Origin of the sequence: Streptomyces sp. NPDC094448, assembly GCF_044763775.1 — a bacterium.
In the GTDB taxonomy this organism is placed as follows: domain Bacteria; phylum Actinomycetota; class Actinomycetes; order Streptomycetales; family Streptomycetaceae; genus Streptomyces.
In genome coordinates, this window is the sequence record NZ_JBIWGU010000003.1 from 403,143 (window position 1) to 428,209 (window position 25,067).

At 74.2% G+C, this 25,067-nt stretch carries 23 protein-coding genes and 1 pseudogene; 11 read left to right on the forward strand and 13 right to left on the reverse strand.

The genetic code is table 11. The features are described 5' to 3' along the window. Nucleotides 1-2 precede the first annotated feature (2 nt). The 3 genes from ACIQ9E_RS07860 to ACIQ9E_RS07870 all read left to right on the forward strand — a co-directional run bounded on the left by ACIQ9E_RS07860 (nucleotide 3) and on the right by ACIQ9E_RS07870 (nucleotide 4,176). Nucleotides 3-1,496, forward strand: coding sequence for an aldehyde dehydrogenase (locus ACIQ9E_RS07860; protein ID WP_403703611.1), 1,494 nt, complete (start codon nucleotides 3-5; stop codon nucleotides 1,494-1,496). 46 nt (nucleotides 1,497-1,542) lie between these two features. Beyond that, the gene (locus ACIQ9E_RS07865) at nucleotides 1,543-2,619 is read left to right on the forward strand and encodes a zinc-binding dehydrogenase (RefSeq protein ID WP_403703614.1); all 1,077 of its coding nucleotides are present in this window, start codon (nucleotides 1,543-1,545) and stop codon (nucleotides 2,617-2,619) included. A 291-nt stretch (nucleotides 2,620-2,910) separates the two neighbouring features. Then, nucleotides 2,911-4,176 (forward strand): TetR/AcrR family transcriptional regulator, encoded by a 1,266-nt coding sequence (locus ACIQ9E_RS07870; protein WP_403703617.1) that lies wholly within the window; start codon nucleotides 2,911-2,913, stop codon nucleotides 4,174-4,176. 341 nt (nucleotides 4,177-4,517) lie between these two features. Here ACIQ9E_RS07870 and ACIQ9E_RS07875 read toward each other — a convergent pair whose 3' ends face one another. Next, nucleotides 4,518-5,423 (reverse strand): S1 family peptidase, encoded by a 906-nt coding sequence (locus tag ACIQ9E_RS07875; RefSeq protein WP_403703620.1) that lies wholly within the window; start codon nucleotides 5,421-5,423, stop codon nucleotides 4,518-4,520. A 1,216-nt stretch (nucleotides 5,424-6,639) separates the two neighbouring features. Between ACIQ9E_RS07875 and ACIQ9E_RS07880 the strand changes: the two genes are divergently transcribed. After that, nucleotides 6,640-7,044 carry an RNHCP domain-containing protein gene (locus ACIQ9E_RS07880; protein ID WP_403703622.1) on the forward strand — a complete coding sequence of 135 codons (405 nt, stop codon included), beginning with the start codon at nucleotides 6,640-6,642 and terminating at the stop codon, nucleotides 7,042-7,044. 43 nt (nucleotides 7,045-7,087) lie between these two features. Then, nucleotides 7,088-7,546 carry an RNHCP domain-containing protein gene (locus ACIQ9E_RS07885; protein ID WP_403703625.1) on the forward strand — a complete coding sequence of 153 codons (459 nt, stop codon included), beginning with the start codon at nucleotides 7,088-7,090 and terminating at the stop codon, nucleotides 7,544-7,546. Between the two features lie 82 nt (nucleotides 7,547-7,628). On the opposite strand, the gene ACIQ9E_RS07890 is transcribed toward ACIQ9E_RS07885, so the two are convergent. Together ACIQ9E_RS07890 and ACIQ9E_RS07895 are read right to left on the reverse strand one after the other, a co-directional pair. Then, nucleotides 7,629-7,823, reverse strand: coding sequence for a DUF2165 family protein (locus tag ACIQ9E_RS07890; RefSeq protein WP_403703628.1), 195 nt, complete (start codon nucleotides 7,821-7,823; stop codon nucleotides 7,629-7,631). Between the two features lie 128 nt (nucleotides 7,824-7,951). Then, nucleotides 7,952-8,644, reverse strand: a complete 693-nt coding sequence (locus tag ACIQ9E_RS07895; RefSeq protein ID WP_403703631.1) for an HNH endonuclease family protein — start codon at nucleotides 8,642-8,644, stop codon at nucleotides 7,952-7,954. Between the two features lie 323 nt (nucleotides 8,645-8,967). On the opposite strand from ACIQ9E_RS07895, the gene ACIQ9E_RS07900 reads away from it, so the two are divergent. Further along, entirely contained in the window at nucleotides 8,968-10,161 is a 1,194-nt protein-coding gene (locus ACIQ9E_RS07900) for a YncE family protein (RefSeq protein ID WP_403703634.1), read from the forward strand. Between the two features lie 10 nt (nucleotides 10,162-10,171). On the opposite strand, the gene ACIQ9E_RS07905 is transcribed toward ACIQ9E_RS07900, so the two are convergent. Then, nucleotides 10,172-10,378, reverse strand: coding sequence for a hypothetical protein (locus ACIQ9E_RS07905; protein ID WP_366258805.1), 207 nt, complete (start codon nucleotides 10,376-10,378; stop codon nucleotides 10,172-10,174). A 221-nt stretch (nucleotides 10,379-10,599) separates the two neighbouring features. Between ACIQ9E_RS07905 and ACIQ9E_RS07910 the strand changes: the two genes are divergently transcribed. The 3 genes from ACIQ9E_RS07910 to ACIQ9E_RS07920 all read left to right on the forward strand — a co-directional run bounded on the left by ACIQ9E_RS07910 (nucleotide 10,600) and on the right by ACIQ9E_RS07920 (nucleotide 12,281). Continuing rightward, the gene (locus ACIQ9E_RS07910) at nucleotides 10,600-11,025 is read left to right on the forward strand and encodes a hypothetical protein (RefSeq protein ID WP_403703637.1); all 426 of its coding nucleotides are present in this window, start codon (nucleotides 10,600-10,602) and stop codon (nucleotides 11,023-11,025) included. After that, nucleotides 11,019-11,237, forward strand: a complete 219-nt coding sequence (locus tag ACIQ9E_RS07915) for a helix-turn-helix transcriptional regulator (protein ID WP_006345203.1) — start codon at nucleotides 11,019-11,021, stop codon at nucleotides 11,235-11,237. Before ACIQ9E_RS07910 ends, ACIQ9E_RS07915 begins: the two co-directional genes overlap by 7 nt. A 72-nt stretch (nucleotides 11,238-11,309) precedes the next feature. Then, nucleotides 11,310-12,281 (forward strand): NAD(P)-dependent alcohol dehydrogenase, encoded by a 972-nt coding sequence (locus ACIQ9E_RS07920; protein WP_403703641.1) that lies wholly within the window; start codon nucleotides 11,310-11,312, stop codon nucleotides 12,279-12,281. Between the two features lie 40 nt (nucleotides 12,282-12,321). Here ACIQ9E_RS07920 and ACIQ9E_RS07925 read toward each other — a convergent pair whose 3' ends face one another. Next, entirely contained in the window at nucleotides 12,322-13,122 is an 801-nt protein-coding gene (locus ACIQ9E_RS07925) for an SAM-dependent methyltransferase (protein ID WP_403703643.1), read from the reverse strand. A 140-nt stretch (nucleotides 13,123-13,262) separates the two neighbouring features. Between ACIQ9E_RS07925 and ACIQ9E_RS07930 the strand changes: the two genes are divergently transcribed. After that, nucleotides 13,263-13,703, forward strand: a complete 441-nt coding sequence (locus ACIQ9E_RS07930) for a PPOX class F420-dependent oxidoreductase (RefSeq protein ID WP_403703646.1) — start codon at nucleotides 13,263-13,265, stop codon at nucleotides 13,701-13,703. Nucleotides 13,704-14,145: 442 nt separating this feature from the next. Here the strand turns inward: ACIQ9E_RS07930 and ACIQ9E_RS07935 are convergent, their stop codons facing one another. From ACIQ9E_RS07935 to ACIQ9E_RS07965, 7 genes and pseudogenes are all read right to left on the reverse strand, one after another. Beyond that, on the reverse strand, nucleotides 14,146-15,351 hold the full coding sequence (locus ACIQ9E_RS07935) for a VWA-like domain-containing protein (protein WP_403703649.1): 1,206 nt from the start codon (nucleotides 15,349-15,351) through the stop codon (nucleotides 14,146-14,148). A 14-nt stretch (nucleotides 15,352-15,365) separates the two neighbouring features. Further along, nucleotides 15,366-16,565, reverse strand: a complete 1,200-nt coding sequence (locus tag ACIQ9E_RS07940) for an AAA family ATPase (protein WP_403703652.1) — start codon at nucleotides 16,563-16,565, stop codon at nucleotides 15,366-15,368. Then, on the reverse strand, nucleotides 16,562-18,373 hold the full coding sequence (locus ACIQ9E_RS07945) for an ankyrin repeat domain-containing protein (protein WP_403703655.1): 1,812 nt from the start codon (nucleotides 18,371-18,373) through the stop codon (nucleotides 16,562-16,564). The genes ACIQ9E_RS07940 and ACIQ9E_RS07945 overlap by 4 nt, the downstream gene beginning before the upstream one ends. Further along, nucleotides 18,370-19,524 (reverse strand): gala protein, encoded by a 1,155-nt coding sequence (locus ACIQ9E_RS07950; protein WP_403703658.1) that lies wholly within the window; start codon nucleotides 19,522-19,524, stop codon nucleotides 18,370-18,372. The genes ACIQ9E_RS07945 and ACIQ9E_RS07950 overlap by 4 nt, the downstream gene beginning before the upstream one ends. Before the next feature lie 57 nt (nucleotides 19,525-19,581). Continuing rightward, nucleotides 19,582-19,654, reverse strand: a pseudogene (locus ACIQ9E_RS07955). A 103-nt stretch (nucleotides 19,655-19,757) separates the two neighbouring features. Next, the gene (locus ACIQ9E_RS07960; protein WP_403703661.1) at nucleotides 19,758-20,963 is read right to left on the reverse strand and encodes a hypothetical protein; all 1,206 of its coding nucleotides are present in this window, start codon (nucleotides 20,961-20,963) and stop codon (nucleotides 19,758-19,760) included. Between the two features lie 393 nt (nucleotides 20,964-21,356). Continuing rightward, nucleotides 21,357-22,091, reverse strand: coding sequence for a LuxR C-terminal-related transcriptional regulator (locus ACIQ9E_RS07965; RefSeq protein WP_403703664.1), 735 nt, complete (start codon nucleotides 22,089-22,091; stop codon nucleotides 21,357-21,359). A gap of 508 nt (nucleotides 22,092-22,599) precedes the next feature. Here ACIQ9E_RS07965 and ACIQ9E_RS07970 point away from each other — a divergent pair. After that, nucleotides 22,600-23,694 carry an endonuclease/exonuclease/phosphatase family protein gene (locus ACIQ9E_RS07970; protein ID WP_403703667.1) on the forward strand — a complete coding sequence of 365 codons (1,095 nt, stop codon included), beginning with the start codon at nucleotides 22,600-22,602 and terminating at the stop codon, nucleotides 23,692-23,694. Between the two features lie 264 nt (nucleotides 23,695-23,958). On the opposite strand, the gene ACIQ9E_RS07975 is transcribed toward ACIQ9E_RS07970, so the two are convergent. Beyond that, nucleotides 23,959-24,996, reverse strand: coding sequence for a saccharopine dehydrogenase family protein (locus tag ACIQ9E_RS07975; RefSeq protein WP_403703670.1), 1,038 nt, complete (start codon nucleotides 24,994-24,996; stop codon nucleotides 23,959-23,961). Nucleotides 24,997-25,067: the final 71 nt, after the last annotated feature.

Below are 25,067 nucleotides of genomic sequence, written 5' to 3' on the forward strand. Positions count from 1 at the left end.
GCATGACCACCGCACCAGTGGAGTACGACAAGCTGTTCATCGGCGGCCGGTGGACCGCCCCCTCGGGATCCGGGACCGTCGAGATCGTGTCCCCGGTGACCGAGCGGATCGTCGGCCGGGTTCCCGAGGCCGGACCCGAGGACGTCGACCGGGCTGTCACGGCGGCCCGGGAGGCCTTCGACCACGGCCCCTGGCCCCGCCTTCCGCAGGCCGAGCGAGTGGCGGTGGTCGCCCGGATCCGCGATCTGCTGGCCGCCCGCCACCAGGAGCTGGCCGAGCTGGTCAGCCTCCAGAACGGCTCGCCGATGCTGTTCTCCGTCCGCGGCCAGGCGCTCTCCGCCGTCGGTGTGTTCGGGGCCGCGCTGGCCGCCGCCGAGGGGTTCGTGGCGGAGGAGGAGCGGACCGGCACCGGGGGGCCGGTCCTGGTGCGCCGGGAGCCGGTCGGCGTGGTCGCCGCGGTCACCCCGTGGAACGTGCCCCAGCTGACGATCGCCGCCAAGCTGGCACCCGCCCTGCTCATGGGCTGCACCGTGGTCCTCAAGCCCGCCGCCGAGACCCCGCTCGACGCCAACTGGCTGGCGGAGCTGTGCGCGGAGGCGGGGCTGCCCGAGGGCGTGCTCTCCGTCGTCACCGGCGGCCGGGAGACCGGCGCCGCGCTGGTGGCCCACCCCGGCGTCGACAAGATCGCGTTCACCGGTTCGGTGGCGGCGGGCAAGGCTGTGATGGCCGCCGCCGCGGAGCGGCTGACCCGGGTCTCCCTCGAACTCGGCGGCAAATCGGCGGCCATCCTCCTCGACGACGCCGACCTCGCCGTGGCCCTGCCCGCGATCGTCGCGGGCACCTGCGCCGCCAACAGCGGCCAGGCCTGTGTCGCGCTGACCCGGGTCCTGGTCCACTCCTCCCGCTACGAGGCGGTGGCCGCCGCGCTCGGCCGGGCCTTCGCCGGGCTGCGGGTCGGGGACCCGGCCGACCCGCGGACGGTCGTCGGCCCGATGGTCAGCCGGGCCCAGCAGCGGCGCAACCTCGACTGGATAGAGACCGGGAAGAAGGAGGGCGCGACCGTCCTCACCGGCGGCGGGGTACCCGAGGACCGCTCCACCGGCTGGTATGTGTCACCGACCCTGCTCGGCGATGTCACCAACGATATGCGGGTGGCCCGGGAGGAGATCTTCGGCCCCGTGGTCTGTCTGATCCGGTACGAGACCGACGACGAGTCGTTGGCGATCGCCAACGACTCCGCGTACGGGCTCTCGGGCGCGGTGTTCTCCGCCGACTCGGAGCGGGCGGCCCGGGTGGCCCGCCGGGTGCGTACCGGCACGATCTCCGTCAACGGCTTCCGGCTCGACCTCGCCGCGCCGTTCGGCGGCTTCAAGAACTCGGGGATCGGACGCGAGTTCGGCCCGGAGGGGCTGTCGGCGTACGTCGAGTACCAGACGGTCAATCTGCCGCAGCCCGCCGCCCCGGCCCCGGCCCCGGGCCCGGCCCCGGCGGCCTGATTTCCCCGACCCACCTTCATCCACTCCGTACACCGGGAGACGTTTCATGCGTGCAGCCGTTCTTCACACCACCGGGGACGAGAACCTCGACGTCACCGAGGTGACCCCGGTCTCCTTCGGGCCGGGCCGGGTCCGGGTCCGGATGCACCGGGCCGGGCTCTGCCACTCGGACCTGTCCGCGATGAGCGGGGTACTGGCCCATCCGGCGCCCTTCGTGCCCGGACACGAGGGCGCGGGCGAGGTCGTCGAGGCCGGCGAGGGCGTCACCCATGTGAAGCCGGGCGACCGGGTCATCGTCTGCTGGATGCCGCCCTGTGACAGGTGCGCCGTCTGCGCGACGGGTGACACCCATCTGTGCCGCAGCGGCTTCGGCAATCTCGCCGTCTCCAACTTCCGGGCCGGGGACCGTCCGCTGCCCGGCATGATGGGCGCCGGGACCTTCGCCGAGGAGACCGTGATAGCCGGGTACGCCGCGATCCCGGTGCCCGACGACATGCCGTACGACATCGCCGCGCTGATCGGCTGCGGGGTGACCACCGGCATCGGGGCCGCCCTGAACACGGCGCGGGTACGGCCCGGTTCGACGGTCGTCGTCATCGGCCTCGGCGGAGTCGGGGTGAGCATCCTCCAGGGCGCCCGGGTGGCGGGGGCCGCCCGGATCATCGCGGTCGACCCGACGGCCAACCGGCGGCGCATGGCGCTCGGCTTCGGCGCGGACGAGGCGGTCCCGCCCGAGGAACTGGCCGAGGCCGTCAAGCGGACCACCGGGGGCCTCGGCGTGGACTACGCCTTCGAGGCCGTCGGCCGGCCGGGAACTCTTCGCGCCGCCTACGACGCGGCCCGGCCCGGCGGCACGGTCTGCCTGGTCGGCGCGGGCAGCCGGAGCGACCTCACCGACCTCAACCTCGCCGAACTGGTGATGAACGAGAAGAAGGTGCTGCCGTCGTTCTACGGCGGCGGCGATATCCGGCGGACGTACGCCACCATCACCGGGCTGTGGCGGTCGGGCCGGATCGACCTGGAGTCGATGATCACCCACCACGTCTCGCTGGACGGGATCAACGAGGCGATCCGCCAGATGCACTCCGGCGAGGCGCTGCGTACGGTCGTCGACATCGTCTGACGGACCGCCCGCTGCGGCGCGAACCGGTCCGGACCACGGCAGCGGTCCGGACCGGTCGCCGCAGCGCCGCCGGACGGCGGAACCGGCGAATCAGCGAATCGGCGAACGGACCGGCGCACCGACGGACCGACGGACCCACGAGCCAACGTTATGTCCGCTTCACTTCTCTCGGGGCGTTCCGCCACGACTGCCCTCCGGACAAGGCTTCCGGAGCCGAAGCGCCCTCCCGAACGCGCCGACCACAGGTGAAGAACGGGTCACCGCAGCCACCGATTGGGGTACGTTGTGCGGATGAACGACGCCGCCGACCGCACGGGTCCCCGTACCTCCCCCGCAACGGCCGATCCGGTCGGGCAGCGGTCGGCCGTTCAGGCCGGGAGCACCCGGCGCGCGGTCACGCGCAGGCCGCCGGACCGCAAGGAGCGGATCGTCGCGGCCGCCGCGCAGCTCTTCCGCGACCGGGGCTACCACAATGTCTCGGTGGCCGATGTCGCCGGAGCCGTGGGGATCACGGCGCCCGCGCTGTACCGCCACTTCCGCGGCAAGCCGGATCTGCTGGCGCAGGTCGTCGACCGGACCGTCGGAGCGGTCGCCGCGTCCACCTCCGAGGCCACGGACCTCGACGCCTATCTCGCGGCGGCCGCCGCGCACAGCGTCGAGCGCCGGGGCGCGGCCGTGATCTGGCAGCGAGAGGCCCGTCATCTGCCCGAGGAGCACCGGGAGCGGTCCCGGCAGGCGCTCAGCGCGGCGGCCGGGCGGCTCGGTGAACTCATCGGCACCGAGCGCCCGGAGCTGACCACCGCGGACCGCACCCTGCTGGCCTGGGCGGTGCTCTCGGTGGCCGGGTCCACCTCGTGGCACCGCACCTCCCTGCCGCGCCGGCGGTTCGAGGAGGTGCTGCGGCGGCTGGCGTCCGCGGCGGTCCACTGCGAACTGGGCACCGCGGACGCCCCGGTGGAAGGCGGCGGGGATACGGCCGGGCCGGGGGCGTACGCCGCGCTCGCGGTCTCCCGGCGCGAGGAGATCCTGGGCGCCGCGATCCGGCTCTTCGACGAACGGGGCTTCCAGTCGGTGAGCACCGACGACATCGGTGAGGCGGCGGGCGCCTCGGGCCCCAGTATCTACAAGCACTTCCCGACCAAGACCGATCTGCTGATCGCCGGGGTCCTCCGGGGCGGGGAGCAGCGGCGGGCCGGGACCGAACGGGCGCTGCGGACACCGGGCACCCCCGAGGAGACCCTGGGCCGGCTGCTGCGCTCGTACGTCGACTTCGCGCTCGGGCACGGGCATCTGATCGGGCTGATCCTCGGCGAGCTGGACCAGTTGCCCGAGAAGGAGCGCCGGGCCTCCCGTCAGGCGCAGCGCGAGTATCTGGCGCTGTGGGGGCGGCTCTACGAGGAGACCCGGCCGGGCGCCGACCCGGCGGAGGCCCGGATCGTGGTCAGCGCGGTGCTGACGGTGGTGGACAACGCGGTGCGTACGGGGCGGCTGGGCGCCCGGCCGGATCTCGGCGACCGGCTCGTGGAGCTGGGTACGGCTCTGTTGCGGTCGGGCTGACCGGAAGCGGTCGGCGCGGGGACCGCCGCCCGGCGGTTCCGTCCCGGGTGGTCCCGGGCCGTTCCGGGCCGTCCCGGCGGTTCCGTTCCGGGCCGTCCCGGTGGCTCCGGGCCCCGTCCGTGCGGGTAGCCGGGTCCGCGGAGTGCGGACGAGGCGGCCGGTGCGAGAAGGGCCGGGGGTGTTCGCCCCTTCTCGCACCGGCCCGCCCGAGGCGTGGTCCGCCGGTCCGGTCGCGGTGTGCTCCGCGCCGGGTCGTTCACCGGGGCCGTACCGCCTGGGTCACACCCTGACGGGCCCGTGGCCACCGGCGGTCCGTGCCTCCGCGGTGCGGGGAGTGCTGCCTAGAAGACGCTGTAGCCGTAGCTCAGCGGCCGCTGAACGGGCTCGTAGAAGGTGGTGCCGCCGACGGTGCAGTTGCCGCTGCCGCCGGAGAGCAGCCCGAGGGCGGTGTTGCCGCTGAACAGCGGGCCGCCGCTGTCGCCGGGCTGGGCGCAGGCGTTGGTCTGGATGGTGTTGTACACGAGCTGGCCGCCGCCGTAGTTGACGGTCACATTGAGGGCGGTGACGCTGCCGGTGCGGTAGCCGGTGGTGCTGCCGGAACGCTCGATACGCCAGCCGACGGCCGGGTAGCTGGAGTTGATGATGTCGCGGTAGGTGCCATTGAACAGGTAGACCCGGCCGTCGGAGGCCGCGGGGTTGGCGTGGCGGATGACGCCGTGGTCGTTGACCGGGAAGACCTGCTGGCCGGGCACCGTGGTGCCGATGCTCCAGCTCGGGCGGCCCACGGTGCAGTGACCGGCCGTCAGCGCGAAGTGCTCGCCCGCGCTGTTGACGACGTTGAAGCCGAGGGAACAGCGCACACCGGCGGAGGTGATGGCCTCGCCGCCCGCGATCAGCCGGCTGATCTTGCCGGGGGTGCGCTTGACGACGAGATGGCCCGCCTGGGTTCCGGCGGACTTCTTGATCTTGGCTATCGCCGCCGGGGAGACCGTGCTGTCGGCGGTGATGACGACCTTGCCCGACGCCTGGTCGGTGTACCAAGCGGTGCCCGCCACATCGGCGGTGAGAACGGCCTTGCTCGCCGTGGCCAGCTGGGTGGCGGACGCCTTGCCCACGGGGGCTTCGGCGGCCACCGCGGTGGGGGCCACAAGGGCGGCGACGGTCGCCAGTGCGGCGATCGCGACGGCGGAGCCTCTTCGGCCGACGGGCCGTTTGGCGAAGGGCGAGAGCAGCGACTTGACCTTCACGAATCCTCCATCAGGAGTCCGGGGCCCGTCCGGTGTACGGGCCCCTCAGTACGCGAGCGGCGGGCCCGAGGACCATGCTTCGGTCATGTGCCTGCCAAATCGCGTGATGGGGATCCTGGGCCGGATCGGCCCCCCGCAACAAGCTCGACTTTTGGACGCGCCGCTCATGGCCGCGCACACTCGGTCACTAATGGCAGGAACACCCCCTTGCCCCTGCCCGGCGGCGGCCTCGGGACGGAGCGGCGGCGCACGGGCCGCCCGTTGTCACGAGCAACCGCTTTCCCCGTTCCGCTAGCCGACCGCCGCGGGTCCCCGCCCGCACCCGGCCCCGGGGGCCGCGACGGGCCCGGGGGCGACCACGGACACCCGGCCCCGGGCAGCTCAGGGCGGCGAAGACAACCCGGACTGCGGCAAACCCCTTGGTTCACGCACGGAATACGAGCACAGTTCACCAAGACACGGCAAAGGATTCCGCTACAGTTTGTGATCTGGAACACATGCAGAGGTCTTCCGGCCCGGGGGCCCCAACACCCGCAGCAGCACCACGAAGGAGCGTGTCGCACTGCGGCACGGCAGCGGCAAAAAATACCCCGGCACCCCGAGGCCCCCGGGGTCCGTATGGGCGGATTGACCTGCTTACCGCACCGGCACCGTGTCCAGTTCTGCCGCCTTCCCGGGACGGCCGCCGTTTTCCCGCCGACCGTGCGGCAGCACGGCAGGGTCTGAGGGGTTCGGAGCGCCGTACGGGACCGGAGTGACCGCGCCGGAAAATCCGTTGGCCGCCGTGCCACCTGCCTGTTAGCGTTCCGGGCGCGCCCTCCGGTGGGGCGCCCTCGCTGTTGCGGCGCCCTCTCCGGGGCGTCACCGTTCGGGCCTCAGGGCCCTGGAAAGGGTTGATGTATGCCCCGGCCCGGGCCGAGCGTGCCTCGTCACACCAAGAGCGCATCCGGCAACTGACCCCCGACCGTCCCCCGCGGACGTCCAGGACGGATCCGTCCCTGGCCGCTCCGCCGGTACCCGTCGTTCGGGTCCGTCCGCCCGCCCTCCGGTGTCCCGCCGGCCCCTTTCCGTCCGCCGTCGCCGTACGGCTGCCGTGGTGCGCCCCGCACCAGGCCGCCCGCACCCCGTCCGCGGACCGCTCCGGCCATCGCTCCCCGAGTGCCGCCCGGCCTCCTTGTGCTGTCATCGCCCGTGCATCCAGCCAGGAGAGACCACCGTGTCCACCCACCAGGGTCCGCACCATCCGTCCGGCCACCGTTCCGCGCCACGGCCGCACCCCGTACAGCGCACCAACACCTTCACCTGTGTGCGCTGCGGGCTGACCGTCGGCGTCCTCGACCCCGACGGCGCCGTCCGCAACCACTGCCCGAGCTGTCTGCACTCGCAGCACCTCGACGACCATGTGGACGGGGGTCCGTCCGGCTGCCGGTCCCGGATGAGCCCCATCGCCATCGCCGTACTGCGCGGGGGCGACTGGACCGTCGTCCACCGCTGCACCCGCTGCGGCGAACTGACGTCCAGTCCGATCAGCCCCGACGACAACCATCTGATCCTGATGCGGATGGCGGTACGGCCGCTGGCCTCCCCGCCGTTCCCGCTCGAAGTCTTCGGTGAACTGTGAACCCGCCTCCCCACCCACTCACTCCGGGAAAGGAACAGCCCTCATGCCGCGACGAGTGAGAAGGACCACCGGCGGACCCGACGAGGACGGCGGTGGCCGCGGACGGCAGCGGGGGCCGCGCCGCCAGCGGCCCAAGGACGTCCTGCACGGCCGCGGCGGCGAGCGGGGCGAGTCGTTCCGCTGCGTCGGGTGCCGGCTGGACGTGTCCGTCGACGCCCCCGGCACCGCCCATCGCAACCACTGCCCGCAGTGTCTGGCGAGTCTGCATCTGGACGCCCGGATACCGGGCGACCGCGCGTCGGCGTGCCGGGGCCGGATGACGGCCGTCGGGCTGTCGGTCAGGCCGGACGGCGAGTGGCTGATCATCCATCTCTGCCTGGCGTGCGAGGGGCTCAGCGCCAACCGGATCGCCGGGGACGACCATCCGCTCCCCCTGATCAGGCTGGCGACCCGCCCCCTCGCGGACAGCGGTGCCCCCTTCCGGGCGCTGCTCACTCTCTGAGGGCCCCGCACGCCCGGTGAACGGGCCCCGGTGCGGCAGCCGTCCGGCCGCACCGGGGCCGCCGGGGCCGGGAGGGGCCGGCTCAGTGCCGCTCCTCCCGGCCCTGCCCGCCGCGCGCCGCGGACAGCTGGACCACGATCAGCGCGAAGGCCGCCACGAGCAGGACGGCGGCGGCCAGGGTCTCCCGGACGATGATCGCGACATAGGCGATAGCGGCGGCGGTACGGGATTCGACGGCCCGCCACATGACGTCCTCGTCGCGGAACGTGGTGTCCATCGCGAGCAAATCCCGGCATCGTGCCACGCCGGAAGCGGTGGCCAAACCGCATCGGCGCAGGGCCGTTCGCACCGGCTCGTCCGGCCCGGGGCGTCCGCCACGCGGACGGCGGCTCGCGATACGGCGCGTCAGCAGCCGTTGAGCACGGCGGCCAGCGCGCTCTTCTCCGCGGTGTCGACGCTCAGCTGGTAGTGGTGCTTCACCTGGACCCACATCCGGGCGTACGTACAACGGTAGGCGGCGCGCGGAGGCAGCCATTCGGCGGGGTCGAGGTCGGACTTGGCCTGGTTGACGTTGTCCGTGACGGCGATCAGCTGGGGCCGGACGAGGTCGTTGGCGAAGGTGCGGCGCTGGGTCGTGGTCCAGGCGTCGGCGCCGGAGCGCCAGGCCTCGGCGAGGGCGACGACATGGTCGATGTCCAGGTCGGAGGCCGCGGTCCAGGTCGCCCCGTCGTACTCGGAGTACCAGCTTCCGGAGACGGCGGCGCAGGACCCGTCCTGGACGACACCGGTGCCGTCCCGCTTGAGGACGGTCTCCCGGGTGTTGCAGGCGCCGGACTGGGTGATCCAGTGCGGGAAGAGGTCCCGGCTGTATCCGGAGCCGGAGCCCTCCGGCCGCTCGGCCAGCTGACCGAGGTAGGTACGGGCGGTGGCCGCGCTCACCGGGGTGGGCGGGGCGGCCTGGGCAGCGGGGGCGCCCGCCAGAAGAGCGGTGGCGGCGAGCGCGCCGGCCGCGGCGAGCGCCCCCGTACGGCGTGCGATACGGATGCGGCGTACAGGTCGCGAGGTGCGTATGAGGTTGCGCAGGGTGGTGCCGGACATGCGGGGACTCCTTCGACAGGGGGGAGCACGGTCAGCTGGCGCACAAACATGCTGAAGGCGCACGGTTGTTCGGGGATGAGCGCCGGGCAACAGCATGGCGACGTGCACATGACATATCAAGCGGAAGGGGTCGCCCCTGCGACCCGGGAGCACCCGGACGTCCCGGAGGCGCGCATCCGACGATCGGACGACACGGGCACCCGCCGGCCGGGGAGAGGATGGTGGCCGGAGCGGCGACGGGCGCCCGGCGGCAGCGGCAGCAGGCTGGAGGCCACAGCGGCCGGTGCCCCCTGCACCGTCCGCACGCCCCCGGGAGGCTGCCCGTGAACGCCGAGAACGCCCCGTCCGCCGACGGCCGCCGCACCGGGCCGGGCCGAGCGCACCGCCGAGGGCCGAGAAGCCGCCGCGCCGCCGTGGCCGCCGCTCTCGCCGTCGCGGTGCTGGGCGGCTGTGCCGGTACGGGCTCCGCCGGCCCGGCGCCCGGAACCGGCACGGCACCGGCCCCGGCCTCGGCGCCGCGGTCGTCCCCGCTGCCCGCCGGGACCGGCACCCCGCCCGGCACCCTCCTCGTCGCGGATTTCGGCGCCGACACCGTCACCTTCGTCGACCCCGTGCGGGGACCGCTCGGCTCCGTGCCGGTCGGCACCGCCCCGTACGGACTGGCCGTGGGCGCGGACGGCCGGGCCTGGGTCGCCACCGCCGAGGGGGTCGCGGTCGTGGACACCCGCACCCGCGAGAGCCTCGGCCGGATCCCGTACCGGACGGCGACCGGGCCGGTGACCGGCGGCGAGTACCGGGGCGGCGGGATGGGCATCGCGCTCGCCCCCGACGGCGGACGGCTCTACGTGGGCGTCAACGTGCCCGACGGACCGGGGACCGTGGAGGTGATCGACACCGCGTCCCGCCGTACCGTCGCCGCCGTTCCCGTGGGCCGCCGCCCCTTCGATGTGGACGTGGCCCGCGACGGCTCCGCGGTGTACGCCACCAACCACGATTCGTTCGATGTGACGGCCGTCGACACCCGTACCCTCGCGCCCCGGCGCTTCGAGGTCGCCCCGTACGGCGCCGAGGGCGGTCTCGGCTCCTGGCTCAAGCCGCACTACGCGGTGGTACGGGAGGACGGCAGGCTGCTGCTGCCCTTCGAGGGGGAGCGGCTGGCCGTACTGGACCCGCGGACCGGGCGGGTCACGGTCGAGAGGATGACCGCGAACACCCATCAGCACGGCGCGGCGCTCACCCCGGACGGCACGCTGCTCGCCGTGGGGACCGGCCCGGTCGGCTCGTCCGGCGAGGAGGCGTCGCTGACGATCCGTACGACGGACGGCCGTGAGCGGATCGTGCCGCTCGACGGCCCGCACGAGGACGTCGCGGTGGCCCGGGACGGCCGTACGGCCTATGTGACCGGCGGTTTCACCCGTGACGGCTACTGGAACGGCATCACGGTCGTGGACCTCGCGACGGCCGCGGCCCGCCGCCTCCCGGGCGGCGAACGCCCCCTGGGCATCGCGGTGCTGTAGCCCGTACGGGCTACTCCCCCGCCACCACCCGCCGTGCGGCCTCCCGCTCGGCCGCGGGCGGCGACAGTTCGTCCAGGGTGTCGAGGTCGTCCTTCGCCAGCTCGGACTCCCAGGCGGCGGCGAGCCGCTCCTGCTCCTCGCGCGGCCGTCCGGCGACATCGTCCCGGTGCTCCGGGTCCAGGGCGGCGAGGAAGCGTTCGACGGTCTGCGTGGGCATGCTGCTCTCCTTCGGCGAGGGGTGCCCGCCCGGCGGGCGGGACCGGCACTGGCAGCCGACCGCCTGCCGGTACGGGCCGCGCCCCGGGCCGGTCCGATCGGGTGACGGCGCGCCCGCACCCCGGAAGACACCCCGGCCATGTAAAGAATTCTTGACCTCGGGACCGGGATGGCCCTACCGTCACCGTGTCAGGTTTCTTTTACATGACGGGGGGTGTGGTCATGGGTCTCGGAGAGCGGCGCGCCTGGATCACCGCGCTGGTGGCGGTGGCCGGGTACACGGTCTATCTGCTGGTCGTCCTCGGCCGGGCGGACGGCGGACCGCTGACCGCCGTCCGGTATGCGCCGGTGCTGCTGTGGACCGTCGGCGGTGCGATCGCCGCCGCCGTCCTGCTGGAGATCGCCGCCGCGGCCGTCGCGCCGGGCACGGGGCGGCGGACCGATATGAGGGACCGCGAGATCGGCCGGCTCGGTGAGCACGTCGGGCAGGCGTTCCTCGTCGTCGGGGCCGTCGGGGCGCTCGCCCTCGCCATGGCCGAGGCCGACCGGTTCTGGATCGCGCAGACCCTGTATCTGGCCTTCGTGCTCTCCGCCCTGCTCGGTTCGGTGGCCCGGATCGTGTCCTACCGGCGGGGGCTGCCGTGGTGAAGCCGACCAGCATCACCAACAGCATCCGTACGCTGCGCGCGGCCCACGGCGATATGACCCAGGCCGAGCTGGCGGACCGGCTGGGCGTCACCCGGCAGACGGTGATCGCCATCGAGAAGGGCCGCTACTCCCCTTCTCTGGAGACGGCCTTCCGGATCGCGCGGGTCTTCGGGGTCCCGCTCGACGAGGTCTTCCAGTACCCGGAGTCCTGATCCCCTGCCCCTGCACCCCGTCCGTTGAAGTCCCGCCGGGCCCCCGGCGGGCGGTTCCCCCGGGAGGAACGCGTGAAGGCCGTCGTCCAGGACCGTTACGGAGACACCGGTGTCCTCGCCCTGCGGGAGATCCCGGAACCGGTGCCCGGTGAGCGCGAGGTGCTCGTCCGGGTGGCGGCCGCCGGGCTCGACGCGGGGGTGTGGCATCTGATGACCGGACTGCCCCTGCTGCTGCGGCTGATGGGGTACGGGCTCCGGGCCCCCAAGAACCCGGTCCGGGGCCGGGAGGCGGCCGGCCGGGTGGTGGCGACCGGCCCGGGGGTGACCCGTTTCACAGTCGGTGACGAGGTGTTCGGCTACTGCGAGTCCGCGTTCGCCGAGTACGCCGCCGTCCCCGAGGACCGGCTGCTCCCGCGGCCCGCCGGGCTCACCCCGGAACAGGCCGCGGCGCTCCCGGTCTCGGCCGTGACCGCGCTCCAGGCGGTCCGCGACCGGGGCCGGGTGACGGCGGGCCTGCGGGTGCTGGTGATCGGCGCGGGCGGCGGGGTGGGGACGTACGCGGTCCAGCTGGCCCGGGCGGCGGGCGCGCGGGTCACCGGGGTGTGCAGCACCGGCAAAGCGGAGCGGGTCCGTGCGCTGGGCGCCGAGACCGTGATCGACTACACCGCCGAGGACATCACCGCCCGCCCCGAACGGTACGACGTGATCGTGGACACCGGCGGCAGCCGGACGCTGCGCGGACTGCGCCGGATGCTCGCCCCGCGCGGCACCCTCGTCATCGTCGGCGGTGAGACCTCCGGACGGCTGCTCGGCGGCATCGACCGGGTGCTCCGCGCCGCCCTGCTCTCCCCCTTCACCCGCCGGCGGCTGCTCGGTCTGGTGGCATCGGAGCGGACGGAGGATCTGGCGTACGTCGCCGGGCTCGCCGAGCGCGGCGAACTCACCCCGGTCCTCGGCGGGGTCCATCCGCTGGCGGAGGTACCGGAGCTGATCGACCGCCTCCGCGCGGGCGGACTCTGCGGGAAGGCGGTCGTCGTCCCCTGACCACCGGCGCGCGCCGCCCGCTGCCCGCCCTGCTCAGCGCTCACGGGGAAGTTATCCCGACGAAGCCCCACTGGTCGACGGGGGCGCCCGACGGCGGCGCGTCGGGGCGCCACAGACTGATCGACCCGAAGCCCGGGTCGACCAGTTCGAGCCCGTCGCCGAAGGACCGCAGGGTCTCGGCGGGCCGCGACACATACGGCGCCGCTCCGCCGCTGGCGTAGTCCTCGGACGCGGCCCGGGTCTCCGGCGTCTCCACCGTGTCGCAGAAGATCAGCGCGCTCCCGGGCGGAAAGGCCCCGAGGTAGGCGCGGATCAGCCCGGCGGCCCGGTCGTCGTCCGTGATGTGCCCCAGCGTGGAGAGCAGCATCACCGCGACGGGCCGCTCCCGGTCCAGCGCGGTCGCCACCTCCGCGAGCACCGTCTCGGCAGCGCCGAAGTCGGCGTGGACATAGGTGGTGACGCCTTCGGGACGGCCGACGAGCAGGGCCCGCGCATGGGCCAGGACGATCGGGTCGTTGTCGACGTACACGATCCGCGCACCCGGGTCGACGGCCTGGGCGGTCTCGTGCGTCGCGTCGGCGGTGGGCAGCCCGGTGCCGAGGTCCAGGAACTGCCGGATGCCCCGGCTGCGGGCCACATGGCGGACGGCCCGGGTCTGGAACCGCCGCGACTCCCGCGCGATGTCGACGATCTGCGGATAGCTCTTCCCGAGCCGGGCGCCGAGCGCCCGGTCGACGGCGTAGTTGTCGCGTCCGCCGAGCCAGAAGTTCCAGACCCGCGCCGAATGGGGTGTGCCGGTGTCGATGTGCTCCGGCAGCACCCGGGTCTTCTGCGCGTCCATCGGTCTCTCCCCCTGCATCTCCATGCCGTACGGCCGTACGAGTGATCGCCATCCTTCCTCACCGGCCACAGGAGCAACCACGCGGACCACCCGGCACGGCTGTTCGGCCTCCGCGGCGGCAGCGGCTACCGTCCTTCCCCATGGACGTACTGCCGCATGACCTACGCCACAGGATCGCCGGTCCGTACATCTGGTACGTGGCCACGGTCAACGCCGACGGCTCCCCTCATATCAGCCCCATGTGGGTGGGCCTCGACGGGGATCTGGTGCTGTTCAACACGGCCGTCGGGCGGGTCAAGGAGCGCAACCTCCGCCGCGACCCGCGGGTCAGCCTCTGCCATGCCTCCCCCGAGAACCCTTACGACCGCATCCGGATCAGCGGCCGTGCGGTCCGCTTCGTCGAGGGGCCGGAGGCCGACCGGAACATCGACGAACTCGCCCGCAGCTATCTGGGCACCGACCGCTTCGAGTGGCGTATCCCGGGCGAACAGCGCGTCATGGTCCTCGTCGAGCCCGCCCGGGTGAGCCATGTGATCGGGGTGGAGCCGCTGCCGTCCCGGACCCCGGGAAGCTCCTCCTGAACCCCGGGACCCCGGACCGTTTCACCGCACGCCCTGTCCGGACCTGTTCGCGCGGAACCGGCGCCGGCAGGCGGCGGGGTGGTGCGCGGGGCGTCGTGAAAGCGGCGGCGGAGGTTGACGGCCGAGGAGAGGCCCACCCGGCGGGCGATGGTCTCCACCGGCGGATCCGTCTCCTCCAGCAGCGCCCGGGTGGCGGCGGTCCAGCAGCCCCGCGGCGGCGAGCACGAAGGCGCCCGAGCAGAGGCCGGCGATCCGCGCGCCGCGCCCGTGCGTCCGGCGAGACGGACGCCCGCCGGGCCTGCGCCGGACGGGGCGGACGGAATGCGCGGCGGGGACCGGGGACCGCGGGCGTCCGCGCGGGCAGGCCCGGTCGCATCGCTGCGGACCAAAGAGCGCGGTGCCTGCTGCCCTTTGCGGACGGCACCGCCGCGGGCGGGGGACGTCAGCGGGCTGTGGGAATGCGGATGGTTTCGGCCCAGGGCGGGGGTTCCGGGGCGTCCTGGCCGATGAGGGCGGCGATCAGCCGGGCCGAGACGGGCTCCGGGGGCCAGGGGGTGTAGCCGTCGGTGAGGACGACGACGATGTTCGGCGGATCCTTGGCGGCGAGTGCCTTGCGGATGCCGACGGTCATGTCCGTACCGCCGCCTCCGGCGAGTTCGACCTGGTCGACAGCGGTCACCCGGGCGACGGCGTGGACGTCCGCGTCGCAGGCGAGGACGGTGACCCGGTTGCCGCCGACGCCCACTTCGCGCAGGACGCCGGAGACCTCGGCGAGGGCGGCGGCGAGGGCGTCCTCGCCCATCGAGCCGGAGGTGTCGACAACGACGGCCACCCGGGGCAGGGGCCTGCGCAGGCTGGGCAGTACCACCCGGCCGCCGAGGGCGGGGGTGCGGCGCGAGGGCCGGCGGTAGGTGTAGTCGACCGCGCCGCCCGCCCAGGCCGCGGCTTCGCGGACGGCGCCGGTGAGTGCCTTGCGCCAGTCGACGGTGGGTTCCAGGATCTCTTCGGCCCAGCGCCGCCAGCCCGCCGGGACCGTTCCCCGGGTACGGGTGTGGGCGCGGACGGCCTGTGCGGTGGCCCGGCGCAGGGCCTCGGCCTCCACCGGGCCGAGTCCGGCCGTGCCGGTGGCGGCGGGCTCGCCCAGGTCCCACGGGGCGGGGACGCCGTGGGCGCCGGATCCGCAGTCCGGGGAGTGCGGGGGCGAGGCCGGGAGACTGCGCAGGTACTCCTCGAAGAGCCGGCCGCCCGGCAGCCCGAAGAGCTGCGGTTCCATCCGTCCGGGCGGCAGCCGCAGACCGTCGGCGACGAGATCGTCGTTGATCTCGCAGTCCTGGGCGATATTGACCCGCAGCCGGTCCCGCTGGTCGGCGGCGGGCAGCCGGCCGGCCCGGCCGTGGTGGTCGCGCAGCAGATGGGCCGCCTCGTGGATCCACACCCCGGCCAGCTCCCCGACGGGGGTCGCGTCGACGAAGGCGGGCGCGACGTAGCAGCGCCAGTGCCGGTCCACCGCCATCGTGCTCACCCGTTCCGACGGTACGACGGTGAGGGCGTACAGGGCGGAGGCGAGGTACGGGCGGGCCTCGGCGGCCTGGTAGCGGGCGGCCAGCAGTTTGGCCCGGTCGAGGGCGGCGCCCGGTGCGGGGTTCATGGCGGGGTGGCCGGTCAGCGGGCGCCCGGCAGCGCACCGGCGAGCCGGAGCAGTTCGAGGAAGGCGTCGATACCGGGCGGTATGGGCCACTGCGGTTCGCGCATCGCGGCGAGGTCGCGGGCCGCCCGCGCCGCCACGTCGGGGACTCCGGCGTCCACGGCTTTGGCGAGGACCTCCCAGCCCGCTTCCCAGCGGGGGCGGGTCGGTTCGCTCTGTACGGCGGCGACCACGGCGATGAGGAAAGCCAGTTGGCGGTCGCCGCGTTCGGGCAGGGCGAACGCAGACGGGTCGGCGAGCACCCGGTCGGGGTCGGGCAGGTCCAGATTCTCCAGATAGGCGAGGAGTTCGAGGCCGGGGCCCTCGCCGACGGCGCCCATCAGGGCGGCGGCCTGTGCTTCGCGTCCGGCGCCCGACGCGTATCCGGTGGCGAGCAGCCGCAGCGCCATCTCCCAAGTACGGGGTGAGGGCCAGGCTCGGCCACGGCTCTCGGCGTCCTTCGGCATATGGTGTACGAGGCCGGGACGCGCGGTCAGGAAGCCGCTGACGGCGCCGCGGGCGCGGGCGACCGAGCCGGACACCCGCCCCGGATCCACCGTCGGGAGGGCCGTTGCGGGCCAGGTGCCGGCCATACCGCGGGCCACGGTGCGCGGGTCGTGGACCCAGTCGAGGTGGACGAAGCGGTTGGCGAGCGGCGGGCTGAGGTGCCAGCCGTCGGCGGCGCTGGCGGGCGGATTGGCGGCGGCGACGATCCGCACCGGAGCGGGGAGTGCCAGGCTGCCGACCCGGCGTTCGAGGACGACGCGCAGCAGGGCGGCCTGGACGGCGGGCGGCGCGGAGGACAGTTCGTCGAAGAACAGCAGGCCGTGTCCGGTGCGGGCGAGGCGGACGGCCCAGTCCGGCGGTGCCATCGGTACGCCGGAGGCGGCGGGGTCGTCGCCGACGACGGGGAGTCCGGCGAAGTCGGACGGTTCGTGGACGCTGGCGACGACGGTCTCCAGCCGTACGCCGAGGGCGTCGGCGAGCTGTTCCATGCCGGCGGACTTGCCGATGCCGGGCTCGCCCCAGAGCAGGACGGGCTGGTTCGCCGTCACCGCCAGCGCGAGGGCCTCCAGTTGGGGGGAGGCGGCCGGTTCGGTTCTGGTGGCGCCGAGGCGGGCGTTGAGGGCGTCGGCGGCGGCGAGGGCCGGTGGTACGGGGGCGGAGGGGGCGGTCATGGGTGGACGGCCCCGTCTTCTGCGGCGTCGGCCTCGTCCCAGTCGACGGAGGACGAGCCCCGCTGGTCCATATGGTCGTCGAACCACGCGGCGCCGATGCCCGGGTGCTCCCGCAGGGCGCGGCGGCGCAGCGGGGCCAGGTCGGTCCGCTCGTAGCGGCGGATCGACTGGGCGAGGGACAGCTCCAGCTCGTCGACGACGTCGATCCGGGCGCCGGCCGCGAGCAGGTCCCTGACCAGGTCGGCGGAGCCGCCCTCGTGGACGGCGCTGTGCAGCGGGGTGCGCCGGGCCGCGTCCCTCGCCTCCAGGTCGAGTCCTGCGGCCAGCAGGCGCGGCAGCAGTTCGCGGTGGTCGAGGAGGCGGAGGATGTGCAGCAGTCCGCGGCCCTTGCGGTCGCGGACGTGCGGGTCCGTTCCGGCGTCGAGGAGGGCCGTCACGGCGGGTGTGTCGCCGTGCTGGGCGTGCAGGAAGAGTGCGTTGCGCTCTTCCCGCAGGGCTTTCGGCAGCTGCCCCTTGCCGCTGGTCCAGGCGGCCTGTGCGGCGAAGCAGCCGCTGATGGTGCCGCCGAAGGCGCGCAGCGCAAGTTCGCGCTGCCGTTCCTGTTCGGTGTGCGGGCCCGTCAGTACGCCGTCGCGGGATACGACCTCGTGCCATGCGCTGCCGCAGCGGACCCTGACGGGTCGGGGCAGTCGGGGGGCGGGCGGGCCGGGCACGGGCCCGGCGGACGGGAACAGGGCTGCGGTGACCAGCGGGTGCAGTTCATCGGGCCGGATCCGGCCGGCCCGCAGCAGACCGATGTCGGGCAGCCGCTCCCGGGCGTACAGGGGCAGGCGCGGGCTGCCGTCCTTCACGTCGAGTGGGTGGCCGGTGACGCGCGGCGGGGCGCCGTCGGGGTCGGCCGGGTCCAGCTCGGTCCACAGCCGGGCTCGCCGGCTCCGGGTGAGGAGGAAGCGCGCTCCGCGTCCGGCAAGGGCGAGCAGGCGTATCTCGCGGGCCAGCCGGCTGAGGTCGGGGACGAGGAACGAGGTCGACCCGGCGATATCGGACCGGCGGAGGCCGTGCGGGCCCTCCGGTGGCGGAGTGCCGAGGCCGAGGCCGGTGGCGGCGTACGCCTCCGTGTGCTCGCCGCGTGCCTGGAGGACGGCGACCCACTCCGCGAGGGCGGCCGGGTCGGTGCCGCCGGGGTGCTCGTCCGGGAGTTCCTCGGGGGTGAGGGGTGTGCCGTCGGGGTGGAAGAACGGCAGCCGGCCGTGGGGAGCGGAGTCGGTGCCGCCCGCGCTGCGGCGCAGTTCGCCGCTGCGTCGGGCGTCCCAGAAGCGGCGGGCGGCGGTCCAGTCCTCCGTGAGGTACCGCACTCCGTGGAGGTCGTCTTCACCGGGCTCGACGGCCGGGCCGAAGTGCAGGCGGAGCCGCTGCGGCCCGGCCAGCATCGGGGTGTTCGTCAGCGACAGCACGGGGCCGGGGTCGCCGTAGGCGGCGAGGACGACGCGGCGGCAGCAGGCCAGGGTGGTGTGGCCGCCGAGGGTGCGCGGGAGATGCCAGCGCAGCAGGTCGGGCGCCAGATGCCGCAGGTCGTCGGCGACCCGGGCGGCGATGTCGGTGCCGTAGCGGTCGGCGATCCGCCCGGGGTCGAGATCGTCGGGCACATCGACGGCGGCCACGGCGCAGGCGGTCCGCCAGTCACCGGCTTCCCTGGCCTCCGTGGCCTGTTCGATCATCCAGCGGGGTACGGCGTAGCGGCGGATGCGGGCCCAGGAGGACAGTTCCTCGGGGGTGAGGCCGCCGGGCAGGTCCGGACGGGTGGTCACCGGTACACGCTCCCGATCGCCCGCAGGTCGGGGTGGGCCGGCCGGGCAGGCCGCAGCCGTTCGGCGAAGGACCGCTTGAGGCGGCGGGGTGTGCCGGGGCCGAGGCCCACGTATTCGAGGCGGTGTGCTTCCGGGAGTGCGGCGAGCAGGCTTCTGCCGCCGCGGCCGGTGATACCGGTGTGGCGGAGTTCGAGGCGGCGCAGCGGGCTGCCGGGCAGGGCGGCGGCCAGGGTCCTGGCGCCGTCGTCGCCGGTGGTGTTGCCGGGTGAGCCGAGGCTGCGTTCGGACATCGCCCGGCCGAGGTCGAGGGTGTCGATGCCGTCGAGGGCGTCGGCGAGGGCGCGGGCTCCGGCGGGGCCGATGCCGTTGCCGCCGAGGCCGAGGCGTACGGGCCGGGCCGGGTCGGTGGCGGCGGCCAGCACGGCGGTGCCTTCGTCGCCGAGGTGGTTGGCCGGCAGATACAGCTCGCGGACACCGGCGTCGCGTACGAGGGCGGCCAGGAGCGGGGCGTCGGGGGCGGTCAGTCCGTTGCCGCCGAGGAAGAGCCGTTCGAGCGGGGCGCCGCGGTCCAGGAGGGCATCGAGGAGGATCCGTACGCCCTCGGGACCGATGCCCGAGTTGACGAGGTCGAGGGTGCGCAGCGCACTGTTGCGGCGCAGCAGTACGGCGAGGGTACGGGCGCCGGTCACCGTCACCGGGTTCCGCTTGAGCCACAGGGCGCGCACGGTGGTGTCCTCCGCGAGGGCGTCCGCGAGGGCGGTGACACCGTCCGGGCCGATGCGGTTGCAGCCGAGGTAGAGGGTCCGGATGCCGTGCGGGGTTCCGGTGTCCCGTGCGGCGGTCAGGGCTCCGGCGACGGAGCTGATGCCGTCGTCGCCGAGTGCGTTGGTGCCGAGCAGCAGATGTGCGGCGTGCGGGGAGCGGGCCGCCGCGGGCAGCAGGCGCGCCGCGCCTTCGGGGCCGAGTCCCTGCTTGCACAGGTCCGTCCGGCCGTCGGGGCGGAGGGTACCGAGGGGATACGTCTCGTCCCCGGTGACGGGCCGGGCGTCGGCGAGCCGGGCCAGCAGCGGCGTGAGCAGCGCGGGATCGGCGATGGGCAGATCGGGGTGCTCGATCGCGGGGCAGCGTACGGGCGTTGTCGGCTGGTCCATCACCACTCCACCGGTCCTCCGCCGGGGCCCGGCGTCCGCGTCGATATCAAGGAGGCGCAAGACCGGTCGGATTCGAACCGACGTCCTCCAGCTCGATGCGTGGGCGCGACGACCTCTGCGCTACGGCCTTGCTGCGGATGATCATAGCCATAGGCGTGACGATTTTCGGATCACCGTTTGATTTCTCTGCCCGCCCTCTCTGCCGGGTGCCCGTCGGGGAGGGCGGGCGGGTGTCAGCGCTTCCAGACGGTCGCACGCCAGGTCGTGGCGGAGCCTGCGCCGTCGGTGCCGACGGCGAATCCGGCGACCACTCCGGCGTCGTTGACCGCGAACGCGGCCGCGTAGGGGCCGAGAGGTGTCGGCGGCAGCGGGACGACCGTGCCGTCGGGCTTCCACAGCAGGGCCTTGTCCAGTGCGGGGTTGCCGGCCGGGGGCCAGGCGTACCCGACGGCCGTGCCCCGGTTGTTGACCGCCAGCACCTCCCCGGCCGCTTCCGCCGGATTGGCGAGCACGGTCCGGGTGCCGTCCGCGTTCCAGCGGGCGGTGTCTCCGTACGGGTTCTCCTCCAGCGAAGCCCCCACGGCGGTGCCTGCCCGGTTGACTGCGTATCCCCGCCCGCGTCCGGCGTCGCGGACGGTGCCGTCCGCCGCCCACACCAGGACCCGGTCGTACTCCGTGCTCCCGGCGAGCCGCCCGTGCCCCAGGATCACGCCGTTGTCGGTGATCCGGCTCGTCCGGGCCCCGGCGAACCCCGCCGGGAGCGGCAGCGCGCTTACGGCGCCCGCCGCGTTCCAGCGCACGGGGTGCGCGGGGCCGGTGGTGCCGTCGCGCCGTTCGGTCCACCCGACCGCCGTGCCCGCGTTGTTGACCGACGTCGCGGTGCCGCTGTCGTCGCCCGGGAGCACGGGCAGGTCGGTCCTGCTGCCGTCGGAGCGCCAGCGCAGGGGCCGGGAGCGGTCGTTCTCCCCGGCGGCGTCGCCGACCGCGACCCCGGAGTTGTTGACGGCCGACGCGCTGCCGACGCGGGACCCGGCGGGAAGGGGCAGCCGGGTCGGGGCGGCGCCCGGTGTCCAGCGGACGGGGCGGGTGTCGGGGAGGCTGTGGTAGGAGAGGCCGACCGCCCAGCCGCGGTCGCTGAGCGCGGTAGCGCGGCTGAACCGGTCTCCGGGCAGCGGCGCCAGAGGGGTGTAGCCGGGGCGGCCGGCGTTCCACCGGATCGCGAGCGGTCCGTCGGAGCCCGCCGCATAGTAGTCGCCGACGATCGTGCCGCTGCTGTTCAGGCCTCTGACGAAGCTGTGGAGCCCTCCGGGTGGCATCGGGAGCAGCCGTGAGGCCGGCAGCCTCCCTGCTCCTTCGGGGTCGGCCATCGCCACGGGCGCCGACCCCGGCAGGAGCAGGGCGGTTGCCGCCGCGACGAGCAGGGTCACCGATCGGGACATGCGTAAAAGGGCCATCCGGACGCTCCTGGTCTCTTCGGCGATACGGACGTGCACATTTATGGGCATCTCATCTGTTCCAGGCCAGGCAGGGGTCCCGGACCGCAGCCAAGTCTCCGGGCCCGCACGGCCGGTTGGCGGCCCGATCTCCACAACGACTGAATTCATACACCCGTTCGCCTTGGGGTGCGCCCAAGCGCCCGCCCCGTCCCACGGACAGGCCGGGCCGCCGAGTGACGGCGCCCCAGCAGCGCTTCCACTCCCCCGGCGAAGGACGCGGCCTCCGGCGGGCAAGCGCTCTCGCCCCGCCCGTTCACGGTGTGAGCCCGTGGCGGCTTCCGGCCATCCGTCCGGCACTCCGGGCCCCGGCCGGGCCCTGCGGGCCGGGGCCGGCGGTCAGCCGGTGCGGCCCAGTCCGGCTTCGCGCGCCCGGACGATGGCCTCCGGGCGGCCGGCGGCACCGATCTTCATGAAGATGTTGGAAACGTGGTTGCGTACCGTCTTCTGGCTCAGCGACAGCTTCAGGGCGATCGCCCGGTTGTCGAGACCGCAGGCGACGAGGTCCAGCACCTCGTGCTCCCGCGGGGTCAGCCCGAGCAGCGGCGGCCCGGCGGAACAGGCAGGAAGGCCCACGACCCGGGCGAAGACCCGCTCGGCCGGGCCCGGCCCCAGCAGGAGTTCCCCGTTGGCGACCGCCCGGACCGCCCGCTCCACCTCCGTACCGCTCGCGCTCCGCAACAGATAGCCGAGAGCCCCCGCGCGCAGACAGGCGAACAGCGAGTCGTCGTCCTCCCCCGCCATGACCAGCACGGCCGTCCCCGGCCGCAGGTGCCGCAGCCGCCGGGTGCCGTCGATCCCCGACTCCGTACCGCTGCCCGGACGCAGGTCCATGACCACGACCCGCGGCCCGTGGCGCTCCACCAGCGCGACCGCCTCCGCCACCGAGGCGGCCTCGGCCACCACCGAGAGACCGGGCAGCGGCCCGAGCAGCGCCGCCAGCCCCATCCGGAACACCGGATCGCCGCCTGCGATCACGACCGTGACCTCCGCCGGGGCACCCGCTGCGCCGGGCGGCCCCGCCACCTGCATCCGGCGCGGCGGGGGGCGGCCCACGCCGGTCGCCCGGTCCACCGCCGCCCCCGGCCCCGCCGCCGCCCCCGGTCTCGCCGCCGTCCCCGGTCTCGCCGTCGTCCCCGGTCTCGCCGTCGTCCCCGGTCTCGCCGTCGTCATCGTGCGTGCTCCCCCATCCGGTTCACCCGGTACGGTCCACTACGTCCCCGGGCCACAAGGCAGCGTCCCAGGGGGGCGGCGTCGTGGGCATAGCAGACGTCTGGGGGGTCGGACCGCCGTCCGGAGCCGACGGGGCACCGCGCCGGTACGCCTCCCCGCCCCCGGACTCTCGAACGCGCGAACGTACGGACAACGCCGTCGGCCGGGGACAGCGGCCTGGAATGCGGCCATGGTGCGGTACGGGAGGGGACGGTGCATCCCCGTACCACGGCGCAGGCACCGTTGATCGTTCAACATCCGACGTTGCGATGCAGTTCATGTATCGGACAGCAGCGGCCCCGACACTCGGTCCGGGCCCGTGCCGAACCGTGACCGGGCCCGGATACAGGCACATCAGTGGAGGTCACTCATGGTCAGGCGTCGCGAAATGCTGGGGATGGTCGGGGCGAGCGTCGGAGCGGGAGTGCTGGCGATGGGTACCGCGGAGGCCGCTCCGCGGCACGGGCGGGGGCACGGCAGGCCGTCGCACCGGACGCTCAAGGTCATGCAGTTCAACATCTGGCTGGGCGGCAGCCGGGTGCCGGGCGGCCGGGCGGGTATCGCCGACACCATCGCCGCGGTCGAGCCCGATGTGGTGATGCTCAGCGAGTCGAACCCCGAGCGGGTGGCCCATCTCCTGGCCGATCTCGCCGAGCGCGGGCTGACCTACTTCGACAACGCGAACCCGGTCGACCCCGCGGTGATCTCGCGCTACCCGATTGTCGAGCACGCGTCGTTCCCGTCCTGGTCGAAGGCGGTCGTCTCGGTCCACGGCACCGAGGTCGCGGCCTACTCGGGGCATCTGGAGTACCGCTACTACGTCAACTACCTGCCGCGCGGCTACGGCGGCGGCACACCGTCGCCCCTGGAGACCTCCGAGTACGGCTGGGGCGAGATCCCGACCGGTCCGATCACCGACGTCGGTCTGATCACCCGGCTCAACGCGGCCTCGGGACGTACCAGAGTGACGAGAACGGTGCTGGCGGACGCCGCGAAGGAGCGGGCCAAGGGCCGGCTGACACTGCTGGGCGGCGACTTCAACGAACCCTCCCACCGGGACTGGAACCGCCGGACCCGGAACCTCTTCGACCACAACGGCACCGTCGTCGCCTGGTCGACGACGCAGGCCATCGAGGACGCCGGTTTCCGCGACAGCTACCGTGTGATCCACCCGGACCCCGTCCGCACACCCGGTTTCACCTGGCCGAGCGACAACCCGGGCGCCGACGTCGGCCAGCTCACCTGGGCGCCGAAGGCCGACGAGCGGGACCGGATCGACTTCGTCTTCTACCACCCGGACCGGCGGATCCGGCTGCTCGACAGCGTCATCGTCGGGCCGGCCGGGAGCATCGTACGCAACCAGCGGGTGCGGGAGTCGGGCCGGGACAGGTTCCACGAGCCCACCTGGACCTGGCCGACCGACCACAAGGCCGTCCTCAGCACCTTCCGGCTGACCACACGCTGAGCGGGTACGCGCCCCGGCCGGGGCCGGATCGGGCCGTAGTGGCCACGGCCGTCTCCGGGGTGGTGCCGACTTCCCGGCCGGCACCCGGAAACGAGGTGCGGGCGGTGGCGATCGGCGCGCCGGCCGTCGCCGCGGCCCCTCTGCTGCCGGGTGACACCACCCATGGTCCGCGCCGGCTCGGGGCGGGTCTGCTCGGGCTGGTCCGGCTGCGCGTGCTCGCCGCCCTGGCACCGCTCGGTGCCACCGCGCTCGTCCTGTTCGGGGTCAGCTGTGCTGCGGGGGGAGGCCGAGGGCGAGGTCCGGGGCGAGTGCGCGCAGGAAGTCCGGTGCGTCGAAGATCTCCCCGGCGGGGGCGACGCCGGTAGTTCCGGTGCGGCCGGCCAGGACCCGTTCGAGGGCCTCGGCGACGAGAGGGGCCGTGATGGCGTAGATGTCCTGTCCGCTCGCCGTGGCCCGGCGTTCGGTGCCGCCCCGGCGTACGACCGCGTCGACGACGAAGGTCTGGTCCGAGCGCCCGCCCGGATCGGTGGCGGTCGGGGCCGGTGTGCCGGGGGCGGCGACGTCGCGTACCGCATCGGCGGTCATACAGGTGCTCACGTCGGGGATGGCCAGATGCTGGGCGACGGTGACGACATCGGCCATCGTGAACTCCCCGATCACCTCCTGGACTCCCACCGGTTCCGGGAAGGTCCACCGGAGGGTCGGTGCCTCGTCGGTACGGCGCTCCCACCGTCCCCCGCGGTACCGCAGACGGGCGTTGCCGCGGCGTTCACGGGAGACCGCGCCCGACAGACGGGTGCCTGCGGTGGGGTGCCAGCTGCTGAGCGCATAGGCGATCCGGGCCTCGTCGGCCGCGGTCCAGTCGCCCATCGCCGCGGTCACCAGCAGGTCACCGAGGCCGCCGAAGAAGGCCATGGCCGGGACGATCACCGCGCCCGCTTCCCGGGCCCGGTCCTGGTAGCGGGCGAAGGTGTCCAGGTTGGCCTCCAGTTCGGCGGCCACATCCAGATACGGGATCCTCGCGCGGAGGGCGGCCTCGATGACGGGGCCGGTGGTCGCCGCGAAGGGGCCCGCGCAGTTGATGACCGCCACGGTGCCCGCCAGGGCCCGGTCCAGCGACTCCGTATCCCCGGCCGATGCCACCCGGGCCTCGACACCGTGCTCGTCGGCCAGCTCCTTCAACACCCCCGCGTTACGCCCGGAGACCACCGGGACGAACCCCCGAGCGGCCAGCTCAGCGACCACGAACCGCCCCGTGTGACCGTACGCCCCGAACACCGCAACCAGTCGGCCCGACCCCATGAGACTGCTCCCCTGTACGCGAACGCCCGCTCTACCGCGGCTCGACCGCCCCATCCTGTCCCGGGCACGAC